This window comes from Flindersiella endophytica, assembly GCF_054779015.1.
Genome location: NZ_BAAGYY010000028.1, coordinates 107274 through 122588, shown reverse-complemented (window position 1 = coordinate 122588; position 15315 = coordinate 107274). Strand labels below are relative to the sequence as shown.

14 protein-coding genes are annotated in these 15315 nt (G+C 69.8%); 10 read left to right on the top strand and 4 right to left on the bottom strand.

Features of this window, described 5'->3' with window-relative positions; genetic code table 11:
* Position 1 precedes the first annotated feature (1 nt).
* Positions 2 to 739 carry a hypothetical protein gene (locus ACYVF6_RS34365; protein ID WP_460527446.1) on the top strand — a complete coding sequence of 246 codons (738 nt, stop codon included), beginning with the start codon at positions 2 to 4 and terminating at the stop codon, positions 737 to 739.
* Positions 736 to 1320, top strand: coding sequence for a hypothetical protein (locus tag ACYVF6_RS34360; protein ID WP_460527444.1), 585 nt, complete (start codon positions 736 to 738; stop codon positions 1318 to 1320). Before ACYVF6_RS34365 ends, ACYVF6_RS34360 begins: the two co-directional genes overlap by 4 nt.
* On the opposite strand, the gene ACYVF6_RS34355 is transcribed toward ACYVF6_RS34360, so the two are convergent.
* Together ACYVF6_RS34355 and ACYVF6_RS34350 are read right to left on the bottom strand one after the other, a co-directional pair.
* A complete protein-coding gene (locus ACYVF6_RS34355; RefSeq protein ID WP_460527442.1) occupies positions 1305 to 3689 on the bottom strand; it encodes an ATP-binding protein in 2385 nt (794 codons plus the stop codon). The two genes, ACYVF6_RS34360 and ACYVF6_RS34355, sit on opposite strands and share 16 nt — an antisense overlap.
* A gap of 368 nt (positions 3690 to 4057) precedes the next feature.
* Complete coding sequence (locus ACYVF6_RS34350) at positions 4058 to 4795, bottom strand: Clp protease N-terminal domain-containing protein (protein ID WP_460527440.1); 738 nt, start codon at positions 4793 to 4795, stop codon at positions 4058 to 4060.
* 696 nt (positions 4796 to 5491) lie between these two features.
* Here ACYVF6_RS34350 and ACYVF6_RS34345 point away from each other — a divergent pair.
* The 4 genes from ACYVF6_RS34345 to ACYVF6_RS34330 all read left to right on the top strand — a co-directional run bounded on the left by ACYVF6_RS34345 (position 5492) and on the right by ACYVF6_RS34330 (position 9691).
* Entirely contained in the window at positions 5492 to 5692 is a 201-nt protein-coding gene (locus ACYVF6_RS34345; RefSeq protein WP_460527438.1) for a hypothetical protein, read from the top strand.
* A 371-nt stretch (positions 5693 to 6063) separates the two neighbouring features.
* Positions 6064 to 8382, top strand: a complete 2319-nt coding sequence (locus ACYVF6_RS34340) for a primosomal protein N' (protein WP_460527436.1) — start codon at positions 6064 to 6066, stop codon at positions 8380 to 8382.
* A 31-nt stretch (positions 8383 to 8413) separates the two neighbouring features.
* Complete coding sequence (locus ACYVF6_RS34335; RefSeq protein WP_460527434.1) at positions 8414 to 9037, top strand: HAD family hydrolase; 624 nt, start codon at positions 8414 to 8416, stop codon at positions 9035 to 9037.
* A gap of 33 nt (positions 9038 to 9070) precedes the next feature.
* On the top strand, positions 9071 to 9691 hold the full coding sequence (locus ACYVF6_RS34330) for a hypothetical protein (protein WP_460527432.1): 621 nt from the start codon (positions 9071 to 9073) through the stop codon (positions 9689 to 9691).
* A 17-nt stretch (positions 9692 to 9708) separates the two neighbouring features.
* Here the strand turns inward: ACYVF6_RS34330 and ACYVF6_RS34325 are convergent, their stop codons facing one another.
* Positions 9709 to 10344 (bottom strand): TetR/AcrR family transcriptional regulator, encoded by a 636-nt coding sequence (locus ACYVF6_RS34325; RefSeq protein WP_460527430.1) that lies wholly within the window; start codon positions 10342 to 10344, stop codon positions 9709 to 9711.
* 98 nt (positions 10345 to 10442) lie between these two features.
* Between ACYVF6_RS34325 and ACYVF6_RS34320 the strand changes: the two genes are divergently transcribed.
* From ACYVF6_RS34320 to ACYVF6_RS34305, 4 genes are all read left to right on the top strand, one after another.
* Positions 10443 to 11351, top strand: coding sequence for a Rossmann-fold NAD(P)-binding domain-containing protein (locus ACYVF6_RS34320; RefSeq protein ID WP_460527428.1), 909 nt, complete (start codon positions 10443 to 10445; stop codon positions 11349 to 11351).
* Positions 11352 to 11423: 72 nt separating this feature from the next.
* Positions 11424 to 12122, top strand: coding sequence for a sulfotransferase family protein (locus tag ACYVF6_RS34315; RefSeq protein ID WP_460527426.1), 699 nt, complete (start codon positions 11424 to 11426; stop codon positions 12120 to 12122).
* Positions 12123 to 12159: 37 nt separating this feature from the next.
* Positions 12160 to 12369, top strand: coding sequence for a hypothetical protein (locus tag ACYVF6_RS34310; RefSeq protein ID WP_460527424.1), 210 nt, complete (start codon positions 12160 to 12162; stop codon positions 12367 to 12369).
* 101 nt (positions 12370 to 12470) lie between these two features.
* The gene (locus ACYVF6_RS34305) at positions 12471 to 13808 is read left to right on the top strand and encodes an MFS transporter (RefSeq protein WP_460527422.1); all 1338 of its coding nucleotides are present in this window, start codon (positions 12471 to 12473) and stop codon (positions 13806 to 13808) included.
* Here the strand turns inward: ACYVF6_RS34305 and ACYVF6_RS34300 are convergent.
* On the bottom strand, positions 13799 to 15313 hold the full coding sequence (locus ACYVF6_RS34300; protein WP_460527420.1) for an AMP-binding protein: 1515 nt from the start codon (positions 15311 to 15313) through the stop codon (positions 13799 to 13801). The genes ACYVF6_RS34305 and ACYVF6_RS34300 overlap by 10 nt on opposite strands.
* Between the last annotated feature and the right edge of the window lie 2 nt (positions 15314 to 15315).

Sequence of the window (15315 nt, the reverse complement as noted above, 5' to 3'; positions counted from 1 at the left end):
GGTGAACCAGCCGAACTTCCCACCAGGGAACGGATATCCCCACCAACAACCGCAGCAACCACCGCCGACGCAAGGCTGGCAACCCGGGCCGCGGCAGCAGTACCCGCAACAGCCACCACCGCCGCATGGCTGGCAGCCGCAACCGCAGTGGGGCGGGCCTCGCCCGCCCGTCAAGGTCCCGCGCAACTGGGGACGTACCTGGCTGATCGGCCTGCTGGCTTGCGTTCTGGTGGCAGCCGGTGCCGGCGCCGCGGGGTTCTCGCTCGCCCGCTACTTCGGTGACAGCGGTTACGGTCCGGTCGCCTGCGAAGGTTCGATCACGTGCCTGCGTGGTGTCGACGCGAACGCGGTCCTGGCCGACTTCGAGCAGCGCGGGTTCAGCTGTGAGAAGAGCGACGAGGCCTACTACACGTCCAACCACTGCAAGCTGGCCATCGGCAACAACCGATACGAGGTGTCGATGGAGGCCCGCGACGACCTGATCCAGCGGATCGAGTTCGACGTCTCCTACCATCCGGACCTCGACCTGTCGACGCGCAACCTCGGTTACCTGGTGTGGCTCGCCGTCCTCCCGTTCGAGCAGGACAAGGCGGCACACGACGTCGCGCGGAAATGGCTCGCCGAGCAGCTCAGCGGCGGGACGAGCACAAAGGTCAAGATTCGCGGCTACGAGTACGAGCTCAGCCGCAACCGGGCCGGCCACGTCTCGTTGTCGGTGGAAGGTGAGTACCGGTCGTGAGCATGCCACCCCAGCCGAAAGCGAAAGTTTCGTGGGGCGTTGTCGTCCTGCTCGTCGCCGTCGGACTGGTCGCGGGGGGCGTTATCGGCGCATCCGCCGGTACGCCGGACAATCCAGCGCTGGTGAAATCCGCGCCACCCAAGCCCGGCGCGGACTTTCCGGACGGCGCGCGAAGCTTCCTGCCGAAGGTGACGGCGAGCTCGATCCGCGACTGGATGAAGGGCAACGCCTACGAGTGCGAGGCCGACAAGAAGCCGGAAGACGCCGAGCACCAGGAGACCTGCTGGGCGCCCGACGACGCGTCGGCGACGGCGTACGTGACGATGGCCTACGACGGCGACGACCAGGTGCGCTCGGCGTTCGCGAAGTGCGAGCTCGGACCCCGGTCTCCGGCGGACTACTGCCGGCGCCTGTTCCGGTTCCTGGTCGAGACGACGTACGCGCGGCAGCCGACGTTCCGCAAGCAGGCGGTCGCGTGGACCGGCAAGAACCTCGACAACGACGCCGTCGCGCTGATCGGCGGGATGGAGCTGAGCATGGAGCTGCAGGAGCACAGGCTCCAGCTCTATCCGGAGGGCTGAGACCGGAGCAAGCGGTCGCGCACCGGCCCGGCACCCTCGTGCCCCAGGTCCTCCAGTACGGACAGCGCTCGGCGCCACGCGACGCGGGCAGCACCGACCTGTCCCGCGGCGAGCTGCGCGTCGCCCAGCCGGGTGAGGACCTCAGCCTCCTGGAGCCGGTTCCCGATCTCGCGGAACAGCTCCAGCGACGAGACGTAGGAGTCGATCGCCGCCTGGTGCTCGCCCAGCTTCTCGTACGCCAGGGCGAGGCTGTCGAGCGTGATCGCCATGCCTTGCGGACGGTTCAGCTCGCGGAACAGCTCCAGTGCCTGCTCGCAGTCGGCGATCGCGGCCCTCGGCTCGCCGAGCTGGATCCGGTGCCAGCCGGCGTTGTTGAGCGCGCCGGCCAGGCCGGGACGATCGCCGGTCTCCCGGTACAGCTCGAGTGCCCGCCGGGCATGGTCGAGCGCGGCGTGGTGGTCGCCGATCCGGTCGTACGTGCTCGACAGGTTCAGGTGGGTGCCCGCCACCTCGAGGGTGCTTCCGGCAGCGGTGAACAGCGCGAGTGCCTCGGTCAGCTCGACGAGTGCATGGCCGGTGTCGCCGAGCCGGGAGTGGGCGCTGGCGAGCAGGCAACGGCTCATCGCCTGTGCGACCACGTCCGCCTGTCGTTCCGCCGCCGCGAGTGCGACTTCCTGGGTGTTCAGCCAGTCGGTCCAGTGCCCGCGCTGGTCCAGGAAGCTGACCAGCGCACGGGCCAGCTGCCAGGCATGGGTGTCGAAGCCGGCGCCGGCCGCGTGTGCGACGGCCGCGACCAGCGCATGATGCTCGGTCGTGAACCAGGCCATCGCGGCCGTACGGTCGGCAAGCTGCTCGGGCCTCACGCCGGGCTGCGGCCGCGCCGGGTCCAGCCGTTCGCGGATCGGAACCAGCAGCCGGGTGGCCGGCAGTGCCGTGTGCAGGTAGTGGTCGAGCAGGCGATGCGTCGCGGACCGGCGTTCGGCGGCCGAGTCGTGCTCACCGGCGAGGTCCGTGGCGTACACGCGAAGCAGGTCGTGCATCGTGAACCGGCCGGCCGCCAGTTCGCTGACCAGGCTGGCCCGGTTCAGCTCGGCGAGCACGGTTCGTACCGCACTCAACGGCAAGGCTGCCAGGCTCGCAACGGCCCGGTCGCCGATCTCTGGGCCGGCCTGCGCGCCCAGCAGGCGGAACAGCTCGCGGGCCGGCGAGCTCAGCGCGCGGTAGGAGCAGTCGAGGACCGTCCGCAGGCTGGAGGCCGGGTCGCCGGTCTCAAGCGCGGCGAGTCGTTGCCGGGCGTCGCTGAACTCGGCGGCGAGCGCCGCGAGCGGCCGGTCCGGTGCGCCGGCCGCCCGGGCTGCCGCGACGGCGAGCGCGAGGGGCAGCCGGTCGCAGCTCTCGACCAGTTCGGCGGCTGCCATCGGCTCGGCCGCCGTACGTTGGCTGCCGAGATGCCGGTCGAGCAGGTCGTGTGCCTCGCCGTCGCTCAGCGGATCGAGCGGAAACAGCCGGGCCGCCTGCGTCGCCGCCATGCCGAGCAGGCGGTCCCGGCTGGTGACGAGCACCATGCACTCCGGCGAGCCCGGCAGCAGCGGACGTACCTGGTCGGAGTCGATGGCGTTGTCGAGCACGACGACGAGGGCGCGGCCGGCCAGCAGGCTTCGGTACATCGCGGCTTGCGCATCCAGGCCGACGGGAACCGACTCCGCCGCGACGCCGAGTGCGTCGAGGAAGCCGCGGATCGCCGACTCGGGCGACATCGGCGCTCCAGCCGGATCGAAGCCGCGCAGATCGACATACAGCTGGCCGTCGGGGAACCGGCCTGCGACCTGGTGCGCCCAGTGCACAGCCAACGTGGTCTTGCCGACACCGCCCGGCCCGGTGATCGCTGCGATCGGCACGCCTGCGCCCGTGGTGTACGCGAACTCGTCGAGGGCCTTGAGTACGTCAGAACGTCCGACGAAGTGCCGGGCGACGGCCGGCAGCTGGCGGGGAACGAGAGCGGCGGTTCGCTCCGCGCCCGCGACCGCGGTGGTGCCGGATCGATCCTCGGCAACGTCGTCGCCGGTCGGGGCAACGCGTGCCGCCTGACCGGCGATCCGGCGCCAGGCCGCGACCCACTCGGAGGCCGTTTCGTCCGGCCACCCGCACGCCCTGACGTATCGCCGCACCAGGTCGAGCGCCGGCAGTCCGGAACGCTTCGCGTTGAGCGCGTCGAACAGCGTGCTGCGCGGCTGGCCGGTGAGCTTGCTGAGGCGGTCGAGCGACGGGTTGCCGGCCCAGGCCTTGAGCAGGCGAAGCTCGTGGACGTAGCCGGCGACGGTGGTCGCACGTTCCGGTGCCGGCCGATCTCCCGCGCCCGCGTCAGGCACCCCGGCTGCTCCTCTCGAAGCTCGCGTCTGGACCGGATCCGAGAGTACGGGTTGGTACAGTCTCGCCTGCGAGTCGGGCCACCGCCGGATCCGGACTATTGTGACGAATCCGCTACAGGTCGCAGTCGCGCTGAATACCACGGGTGTTTCAAGGCTGGCGAAACCGCATCGAAATGTCCGATTCATCGATTTTCCGACGCTTCAATGGCGAACGTTATCTGGAATGCGTCGAGAATTGAGTCAAGGGGTGGGCAGAGCGGAACGTCGAGCTCGAACGAACGAACAGAGCGGGTTCCGGTGGGGCAGTATTTGCGGGATCTGAAATTTCAGTCCGTGCGGGCGTTGTGCGTGACGCCCGCACGTCCCAACTAGCTGCGCTTCTTGCTGGTCATGCTGGCCCAGCCACCGGCTGGGGCCTGTTCGCGGAGATCGGTGTAGCTGATCCCGCTTTCGGACAACGCGAGGCCGGCCGGGCTTTCGGGGTCTGAGGCCAGCGCGATGAGAAGGTCCGCGGTGCCGAGCTCCTTCTTTCCGAAGCGGAGCGCTTCGCGGGTGGCGACGTCGAGCACGCGCGCGGCCGAGCGGCCGAGTGGCGGATCGGCTGGTGCTCGTCGTGGACCTTCCGCGCCGAGGTGGGCGCGAGCCGCCTTGCGTACGTCGGCGACCCGGCGTCCAGCGGCCTTGATGGCCTGGGTGGCGTGGCCGGAGCGGTTCTCGAGAATGCCGATGAGGATGTGAACGTCCTCGGTGGTGCGGTGGTGCTGTTGGACGGCCAGGTCGCGTGCGAACGCGACAGCTGCCGTGGCTCGATCGGACATGGGAAGTGCTGATTTGGCCTTGGCGGATTCGAGGTCCAGGCCACCAGCAGGGACAAACCGTTGTTGTGCGGCTTGACGTGTGACACCCAGCGCGCCGCCGATGTCGGTCCAGGACGCACCAGCGTTGCGTGCTTCCTGGACGAAGTGAGCGACAGCGTGTTGACCAAGCGCCTCCAACTGGCTGGCGACCGCGCGGGCGGCGGTCACCCGTTCCAGTGCTGAGGCGTCGGGATCCTGTGCGTCCACGACGCCGAGGATCTGCTCAAGATCGATGCTGGTGTTCGCCATGGAGCAAGGTTTCTTTGACTCGCGATCTTTGTCAAGGGTTTGTTGCTGATTTTCTTGGGGTTCTGGGGGTTATCGGCAGGTACGAGGGTGGTAGCGATACAACTGCGTTACGGCCGGTTGGTTACGGCCTAATCATTGAGGGGGCTCTGGTCCTTGAACCGGCATCGGACGATGGCCGTCTGACGACATCTAATGGCCTCTAGGCACTGCACCGCACGCACTGGAGTGTGATATGCGCGCCGGTATTCTCGGCCGTTTCCATCGTTACACGCGCGGGGGAGCGTCAGTTTGCCCTTACAGTACGGGGAATCCGCTCTCCCGGCGACGAGTTCGCACGATCCGTGCAAGAGCCCTGTGCAGGCTTCTCGATCGGCGAAACTTACGGCCCTGGCCACAAGGATGGGCGCCAGGTTGGGACGGTGTGAGACGACGACGGCCCGTGTGTTGGTCGGCGCGCTTGCCGTGATTGTCGTGCTTCCGGCGATCACGATGCAACCCTTGAACGCAGCCGAAGCGCCAGAATGTCCATGACACAACGGCAAACGACCGATTCGGCCGTCGACCTCGGGAGCCTGTTCTTTCGTCGAAGGCGACTCGACAACCAACGCGACGGCGCTGTGTATTTTCGCGACTGACAACACCGTCGATCCGCATCGCTATCGGCCGGGTGCGAATCAGGTCGAGCCGTTGGCGAAGTTGAGCACTGGTCGGCTCATCTCGTACGCCTCGGAGACCAAGCAGGCCGAGAACTTCGGGCAGGCAACCGCGGGTGAACAGTGCGTCGAGGCGATCGAGCTGCCGGCCGGCGAACGAGTCCGGCAGTGTCGACGAGCTCAGTTCGCGTGGTTCGTCGTTGTTCGCGACGACCAAAGCAAAGGCACGATCCGAGCCCGTTGAACTGGCGCCCGGACGCGAGTCCGGGGTCCTGGGAGTGCGCCGATTTCGGCGATTCGAACTTCCCCGGGCTTTCGATTGCGTTCAGGTTCTATACGGACGACCACATTTATGGTTACAACCTGGCAACTGGGCTTACGTATTACCAGGCTTCCAGGCTGATGAGATCGGCCGCACCTGCCATCACAATTCAGGCCGGGTCCGATGACGTTGTCTGTGCCGGTGCGTATTTGACCCCACCCGGAATGGGCCGGCTGAATTCGTCAGACATCACGGTCGCCCCCCACCAACCCAGAACCGATCGTGGAAATCGGCCAACCGGCTGAGCAGGTAGGACCAGGGCAGAGGGGTAGCCGTCGTCTACGCTTCGGGGCATGCAGGAGCAAGGGGAGCAGTTGGAGTTGATCCGGAAGGAGGTACGCCGGACCTCCAAGCCGAAGCCTCCCCGCAAGCCTGCTCCCGAACTGCCCGTGGCACGGGTGGCGGTCGAAGTTTCGCTGGCACACCTCGACCGCCCGTTCGACTACACCGTGCCCGAGACGATGCACGAGACGTGCGTGCCGGGCTGCCGGGTCCGGGTCCGCTTCGCCGGGCAGGACCTCGACGGCTTCGTGCTCGAACGCGTCGCCGAGTCCGACCATCAGGGCCGGCTGATGCCGCTGCGCAAGGTCGTCTCGGCAGAGCCCGTGCTCAGTCCGGAGGTCGCCCGGTTGGCCCGGCTGGTGGCCGACCGCTACGCCGGCACCCTCGCCGACGTCCTGCGGCTGGCCGTACCACCACGGCATGCCAAGGCCGAGGCCTCCGACTGGAAGCCGGGCCCGAACACCGACGATGCCACGGCGGATGCCGGCACGCCTGCGGCCGATGGTTCGCGTGCGGATGGCAACCAAGCCACGGAACCGACGGACCCGGCTGCGGGTTCGGCGCAGGGTGTGCCTGCGTCGGAAGGTTCGAAGCCGGATGGCTTCGACCCCGCCGGATCGACGGCGGAACCGGCTCCGGACTCGGCTCTGGATTCGGCGTCGGATTCGAGCGCGGGTGGCGGCAGCCATGCCATTGGATCGACGCCGGGCTCGGGCCCCCGTTCACCTGACAGCGCCGGCACGCCTGGCCACGAGTCCAGCCACCTTGCCGGCCCGTGGGCCGGCTACGACGCCGGGCCTGCTTACCTCGCGGCGTTGCGACGAGGTGATGGGCCGCGAGCCGTATGGACGGCGCTGCCCGCCGAGGACTGGCCGCGGTGCCTCGCGGTCGCTGCGGCGGCGACGCTCGCGTCCGGGCGTGGGGTGCTGATCGTCGTACCAGATCATCGTGACATCGCGCGGCTGGACGACGCCTGCGCCGAGGTTCTCGGCCCGGATCAGCATGTCGCGCTGGTCGCGGATCTGCCGCCGGCCGAGCGCTACCGCCGCTTCCTCGCCGTCCGGCGCGGCCATGTGAAGTGCGTGATCGGCACCCGCGCCGCCGCGTTCGCGCCGGTCGACGACCTCGGGCTGGTCGTCTGCTGGGACGACGGCGACGACCTCCACTCCGAGCCGCGCGCGCCCTATCCCCACGTTCGCGAGGTGTTGTCGCTGCGCGCCCACCAGACCGGAGCCGCCGCGCTGATCGGTGGCTTCGCCTGCACCGCCGAGGCCGCCCAGCTGCTCGAGTCCGGCTGGGCGCGTCCCCTGGCCGCCGGCCGCGAGGCCGTTCGCACCCGCGCGCCCAACATGCAGACCACCGGCGACACGATGGCCGAGCTGTCCCGCGACACCGCCGCGCGAGCTGTCCGGCTGCCCCACAAGGCTTTCGAGGCCGCGCGCGCCGCGCTGAGCGACGCCCCCGTGCTGGTTCAGGTGCCGCGCTCCGGCTACGTTCCGGCGCTGGCCTGTCAGGACTGCCGCGAACGCGCGCGCTGCGAGGCCTGCGCCGGCCCGCTGCAGTTGGCCTCGGCCGACCGCCCCGCGGCCTGCGGCTGGTGCGGCCGCCCGGCGACGGCGTGGCGGTGTCCGTACTGCGGCGGCAACTCCTTCCGCGCGCCGATCATCGGCTCCCGGCGTACGGCCGACGAGATGGGCAAGGCGTTCCCGAAGGTCCCGGTCCGCGTGTCCGGCGGCGACCGCGTGCTGTCGACGGTCGGGCCCCGGCCCGCACTGGTGATCGCCACCCCGGGCGCGGAACCGGTCGCCGAAGGCGGTTACGGCGCGGCCCTGCTGCTCGACGGCTGGCTGCTGCAGACGCGCGCCGACCTGCGAGCGACCGAGGAAACCCTGCGGCGCTGGCTGAACGCCGCCGCGCTGGTGCGCTCGTCCGGGTCGGTCGTGGTCGTCGGCGATCCGGGCGTACCCGTCGTGCAGGCGCTCGTGCGCTGGAGTCCGGGTTGGTTCGCCGAACGCGAGCTGGCCGAACGCCGGAGCGCCGGCTTCCCGCCTGCCGTCCGGCTGGCCGCGATCGAAGGACCGCGGATCAGCGTCCTCGAGATCGCCGACCTGCTGAAGCCGCCGCCGGGCGCCGAGGTGCTCGGCCCGGTGCCGCTCGACGAGGGCGGTGAGGAGGACGACCTGGAGGAGCAGTCGCGGCTGATCGTGCGCGCGCCCAGGCGCGAGGGCGCCGCGCTGGCGGCGGCCCTGAAGTCGGCCGCGGGTGTACGCAGTGCGCACAAGGCCGCCGGCGCCGTCCGGATCCAGGTCGACCCGCATGAGCTCGGTTGACCCTAGAGTCACTTCGGTAGGGTCGGAGTACGTGACGTCAATTTCCGCTGGCCCGATCAAGGCCGTCGTGTTCGACATCGGGGGAGTCCTGCTCGACTGGAACCCCCGCTATCTCTACCGGTCGCTGATCCCCGACAGCGCCGAGATGGAGCAGTTCTTCACCGAGGTCGCGATCCTCGAATGGAACATGCTGCAGGACGCCGGCCGCAGCTGGGCCGACGCGGTAGCCGAACTCACCGGCCGGTTCCCCCACCGCGCCGAGTTGATCCGCGCGTTCGACGAGCGTTGGGTCGAGATGATCGGCGGGCCGCTCGGTGACACGGTGGAAGTGCTGCGTGAGTTGCGAAGGCGTGGCGTGCCGACGTACGCCCTGACCAACTTCTCCGCCGAGAAGTGGCCGGTCGCGGTGGCCGCCTACGACTTCCTGCGGGAGTTCGAGGGTGCCGCGGTGGTCTCGGGTGTGGAGAAGGTGATGAAGCCGGAGCCTGAGATCTACCGCATCCTGCTGGAGCGGTTCGGCCTGTCGCCGGAGACGACGTTCTTCACCGACGACCGCGAGGAGAACGTCGTCGGCGCGCGCAACGTGGGCTTGCAGGCCGAGGTCTTCCTCGACGGTGCCACGCTGCGAGGCCACCTGCGCGGCCTGCTGACCTAGGCCGTGCTCCATAAATCTAGTCCGCGTCAGTAGATGCCCACGCATCATGTCGCGCAACGACTTGTGTATGCCGAACGCGGCGATGCCGACGACGACGGCAACCGTCGCGGGGAGCAGCGCGTCGATATGGACGTGCGCCGATTCGCTGTGAACGCGGTCCTGCTCGCCGCGCTGGGCCTGCTGGCGGGATGCGGCGGCTTCGGCTGGTTCGGTGGGGGCAAGGAGTGCCCTGCCATCGGATACCTTCAGGGCGTCAGCCTGAAGATCGAGCCGTCGTTCGCGTCCGGCGTCAGCACGGCCGCGCTGAAGGTCTGCTGGGACGGCGCCTGCCAGAACGTCGACGTTCCGCTGAACGAGACCCGCGACACGATCTCGACGCCCTGCGAGGGTTCAGACCCCGACGCCGCATGTGGCGCGACGGCCGGACCGCCGGACGGTGGACAGTACGGCTTCGCGGAGATCCCGGAGCTTCCCGGCAAGCCGGTACAGGTGACGGTGGTGCTGCGTTCGGCCGCGGGTGAGGTCGTGCTCGACAAGCAGCTCACGGTACGGCCGAAGGAGCCGAAGCCCGACGACTCGAGTTGTGGCGGTGGTGCCGGCCGGTTCCAGACCGGCATCGTCGTGGCCGACGGAAAGCTTCGCGAGCGCGGATAGCGCGCTCGGCCAGAACCTCAGCCGTCGACTCGGTCCGAAGCCGGAGCCGGGTGGAGCCGCAGGAACGCGGTCACCGCGTCGCGCGTTCGGCGGCCGATCTCTCGAGGGCTTGGCGGCTCGATGGTGCCGAGCAGCAAACCGATCATCACGTTCCCCCACAGCAGGCCGGCGAACTGCTCGGCCAGCTCCTGCGGCCGCCCCTCCAGCAGTCCTCGCGAACCTGCTCCGGTGAGGAGCGTCGTGAGCGCGGCGCGGCTGGTACGCATCCCCAACCTTTCCAGTGTCTCGGCGACCTCGGGTGCGTGTACGGCCTCGGCGATCGCCAACCGGAAGACCGCGACGACCGTGGCGTCGGTCGTCTCACGCAGCAGCTGGGTTCCGAACGCGATCAGCGTGCGCTCGAGCGACTCGCGGTCGTCGGGTTCCGGGAGGTCCGCGGGCACGCGCAGGCGTTCGGCGCGGGCCTCGATGCAGGCCACGAGCATCTCCTGCTTGTTGCCGACCAGGGCATAGATCTCTCGCTTGGAGACCCGCGCCCGCCTGGCGATCTCGAGCGTGCTGGTCTGCGCGAAGCCGGCCTCGACGAACGCGGAGAACGCGGCGTTGAGTATGCGCTCGCGAGCCGGCGCGTCGTCGGTGCTCTGAGTCGGCATCGCTTCTCCTCTTGACGTGGTACCCAACGGTACCATACGGTCGGAGGCGTGGTACCGGTCGGTACCACCAAGCGGGCCAAACGAAGGAGAACCTGGCCATGACGAATGGAACAGTGCTGGTCACCGGTGCGGCCGGTGGCCGGCAGGGACGAACCGGGCGATGGGTCACCACGCTGTTGCGGCAGCGTGGAGTACCGGTGCGCGCGATGGTCCGCACGCTGGACGAGCGGGCGGAGGAGCTACGCGACCTCGGTGCGGAGGTGGTCGTGGGCGACTTCCTCGACTACCAGTCGATTCGACAAGCGGTGCAGGGCGTCTCGACCGTGTACTTCGCCTATCCGGTGCAGAGCGGACTGCTCGAAGCGACGACCAACGTGGCGGTGGCGGCCCGCGATGCCGGTGTCAGCCGGCTCGTCAACATGGTGATGCTGGTCTCGGCGCCTGACGCGCCGACACCGCGGATGCGGGAGAACTACCTGTCCGAGCAGGTCTTCGAGTGGGCCGGTATCGGTGCCGCCCACCTCAGGGCGACGGTCTTCTACGAGAACATTCGCGCGCTGGCCGCCTCGACGATCGCCTCGGGTGTGTTCACGGCTCCCTTCGGCAGCGTTCGTACGGTGCTGCCGCTGGTCGCGGGGGAGGACGTGGCGCGGGTCGCGGCCGGCCTGCTCACCGCCGACGATGTGCCGGCAGGCAGTTCGTACCCCGTGATCGGCGAGGTCCTCTCGGTCGGCGACATCGTCGCGACGATGGGGCGCGGACTCGGCCGGGAGATCACGTTCCAGGACGTTCCGGACGAGCTCTGGGCCGAAGCGGCGCTCGGCCGGGTCAACGCGCACGCGGTCGCGCACCTGTCGAAGCTCTGGGCCAGCCTCCGCACACAGCAGGAGACTCCTGGGCAGAGGGCCTACGAGCTGCCGGACACCATCGAGCGGCTCGGCGGTGGTCGCCCGAAGACGTTCGCCCAGTTCGTGGACGAGGAGAAGGCGAGCTTCACGGCCGGGTGAGCCCGGCGGTTGCAGGTCGCGGCGCGGTCGCGTAAGCATGGGTGTTCGCCGTGCTACGGGGAGGAGTAGCGCATGGGTGAAGGACTGCAGGTCATCGGTGTCGGGTTGCATCGGACCGGATCGATGTCGGTGAAGGCAGCGCTCGAACGTCTGGGGTTCGGCCCGTGCTATCACGGCCTGGAGGCACTGCGCCGGTGCCGGGACGGCGGACACTGGCTGGCGGCGTACGAAGCAGGCGGTGACTACGACTGGCCGCTGATCTTCGACGGCTATCGGGCCACCATGGACTGGCCGACCATCTATTTCTGGGAACAGCTGGCCGCCGCCTATCCGGACGCCAAGATCCTGCTCACCGAACGCGACCCGGAGAGCTGGTGGAACAGCCACGCCGAGATGTTCCGGCTCGGCAACGCGGTCATCAGCGAGCAGACCGACGAGGAACGGCAGTGGGCGGCGGAGTCGGGCTTCGGCCAGCTGCAGGCGGCCCTGGGCACGATCTCCATGGCGACCTTCGGCGAGCGGATCTTCGACAAGGAGCACTGCCTGCGGGTGTTCGAAGAGCACTACACACGGGTCAAGCGCACGGTGCCGGCCGGGCGGCTGCTGGTCTACCGCGTGCAGGAGGGCTGGGAGCCGCTGTGCCGGTTCCTCGGCGCAGACGTCCCGGACGAACCGTTCCCACGCGTGAACGTCGGCGACAACCTTGTGCACAACATCCGTACGGCGATGCGACTGGCCAGGGAGCAGACGGGACAAGCGGTCTGGCGCTGACGACTCCGGAAGGCAGCGCCGTGGCAGGGTGGAGGTCGTGAACGAGCCGCGGGATCTGGTCGACGCCGTACGCCGGTGGGAGCAGCTCGGCGCGGTGTGGCGCGTGCTGGCCCGCTCCCCGTCCGCCGTGACCGTCTCCCTGTGCCGGTGCGACGACGGCGAGGAGGTCGAGCGGTTCACCTCCTCCGACCCGGCATTGCTCGCCTTTCTCGGCGACCGCTCCAGCAGCGACGACGACCCGGCATAGATCGTCTAGCCACCAGCCCTGGCGGCCGGAAAATCGGAGGTGCCGGGCCGCCTGGCTGGGATACCGTGCCGCCCGTACCACTAAAAGGGGCGGGAACAGCGATGGCCGAGCCGACGACCACCAGCGACCAGGCGGTCTCCGTGCCGGTGCCGCTGTGGCGGAACCGGCCGTTCGCGCTGTTCTGGGTGGCGCAGCTGCTGTCGAACACCGGAACCCAGGTCAGTGAGCTGGCAGTCCCGCTCACCGCCGTGCTCCTGCTGTCCGCGACGCCTGTCGAGATGGGCGTGCTGACGGCGATGGAAGCGCTGCCGAGCCTGGTGCTCGGCCTGTTCCTGGGCGTGCTGGTCGACCGTGTCCGCCGCGGCCGGCTGTTGTTCTGGTGCAACGTCGGCCAGGGCGTGCTGATCGGAACGATCCCTGTCGCCGCGTTGCTCGGCTGGCTGACGCTGCCTCAGCTGTACGTCGTCATGTTCGCGGTGAGCGGGCTCGGACTCGCGTACGGCCTGGCGCACACCGCGTACGTGCCCGTCCTGGTCGGGAACAGCCGGCAGCTCACGGCGGCCAACAGCGGCATGGCGGTCAGCGACTCGGTCACGGCGGTCGGTGGTCCGGGCCTCGGCGGCGTGCTCGTCCAGGCGCTGACCGCGCCGATCGCCGTCGCCGTCGACGCGGCGTCGTTCCTGATCGCCGCCGTACTCCAGCGGGCCGGCCTGCGCGACGACCCGCGGCCCGCGGCTGTGACTCCTGCGAACCCGGCGGACCCAGTCGGCCCGGCTGGTCTGGACGCGCCCGCGCCTCCCGGCAAGGGACTCGGACGGTCGCTGCGCGAAGGCTTCCGGGCGTTCGGCGGACATCGTGGCGTGGTCACGTTGACGCTGGCGAAGGCGATCCCGGACTTCTTCCACTGGGGCGTCCTGGCCCTCTTCGTGCTCTACGCCGTACGCGAGCTCCACCTCTCGCCGGCCACGATCGGGCTGATCGCGATGGCCGGCTCACTCGGTCCGCTCCTGGCGGGCGCGATCGCGACGCCGGTCAGCCGCCGGTTCGGCGTGCCCTCGACGACCGTGCTCGCGACCGTGCTCTTCGGTGGCGCGAACCTCCTGATTCCGTTCGCCTCCGGGCCGGACTGGCTGGTGATCGCGACGGTGGCGTTCGCGCAGTTCCTGGGTGGGCTCGGCGTCGTCTACCTCATCATCGTGCGCGTCACGATGCTGCAGCAGTCGGTCGAGCCGCACCTGCTGGGTCGCGTCGGCGCGGTGATCCGGCTGGTGGAGTGGGGGCCGGGTCCGGTCGGTGGCATCGCCGGCGGGCTGCTGGGCGAGACGCTCGGCCTGCACGGCGGGCTGGTCGTACTCGGCATCGGCGGCCTGCTCGCCGTACCGATCGTCGGCTACGCGGCCGCGCGCGGCTGGTTGCGCACCACCGGCGATCAGGGATGAAGCTCGTGCCGCAGCGCCTTGCCCATCGCGTTGCGCGGCACGGACTCGATGAACCGCCACAGCCTCGGACGCTTGAACGGTGCCAGCCGCTCGGCACACCATTTCTCCAGGGCCTCGAGCTCGGACTGGTCGCCACCGGCCTGCCGGGGTACGACGAACGCGGCGACGGTCTCGCCCCACTCGCTTGACGGCACGCCCGCGACCACGCAGTCGGCGACCGCCGGATGCTGCGACAGCACCTCCTCGACCTCGCGCGGGTAGACGTTGTAGCCGCCGGTGATGATCAGTTCCTTCGCCCGTCCGCTGATCCGGAGGTATCCGTCGGCGTCGAGCTCGCCGAGATCGCCGGTACGAAACCAGCCATCGTTGGTGTAGGCGGCCTCGTTGGCATCCGGGCGGCCGAGGTAGCCGGAGCAGACGTTCGGCCCGCGTACCTCGATCTCGGCCGTGCCACCGCCGCGCTCGGCGAGCCGCAGATCGACACCAGGCAAGGGGAAACCCACCGTGCCGGGCCGCCGTTCGCCGTCGTAGGGGTTGGAGACGAGCATCATCGTCTCGCTCATGCCGTAGCGCTCCAGCACCTGCTGCCCGCTCCCGGCGCCGATCGCGGCGTGCAGGTCGGCGGCCAGCGGTGCGGACCCGCAGACCGCGAGCCGCAGCCGGGCCAGCTCGGCCAGCTGTGGCGAGCCGGCCAGCCGGTGGTACATCGTCGGTACGCCGAAGAACATCGAGGCCTCGTGCTCGCGGATCGCGGCGCCGATCGCGGCGGCGTCGAAGCCCGGAAGCACGACGGCCGACCCGCCCGTGACGAGGCTTCCGTGCAGGCCGACGCCGAGACCATGCACGTGGAACAGCGGCAGGCACAGTGCCAGCCGGTCGTCGGGCGTCCACCGCCAGGCCAGCCGGACCGCGTGCGCGCTCGCGAGCAGGTTGGCGTGCGTGAGCAGCGCGCCCTTCGGCTTGCCGGTGGTGCCGGACGTGTAGACGATCAGCGCGATGTCGTCGGGTGTGGCCTCGTCGAGCGGGATCCCGGTGCGGGCCGGCGGCAGCCCGGCGAGGTCGGGAGTCGCGCAGCTGAGGTACGTGCCGTCCAGCCGGCGCGGATCGTCGACGACGGCCACCAGCGGTCCGGCGTCCTCGACAAGGTGCGTGAGCTCGGCGGTGGTGTAGGCGGTGTTGGCGGGCACGACGGTGAGGCCGTACCGGATCGCGCCGACGTACGACACGATCAGGTCGAGGCTCGGTGGCGCCGACATCAGCACGGGATCGCCCGGCCGCAGGCCCGCCGCGGCGTACCTGCCGGCGGCCAGAGCGCTGCGTTCGGCCAGCTCGCCGGCCGACATCCGGGTGCCGTCGAGCGTCCGCAGCACCTCGCGGCGCGGGTCGCGCGCCCACGCCGCGGTCCATGCGCCGGCCAGCGTGCGACCCTGCGCGAGGTCGACGTCGCCGGGGAGCACGCCGTCGGGTAGGTGAGCTCCCCACCGGGGTGGAGGCCAGCTCGTCATCT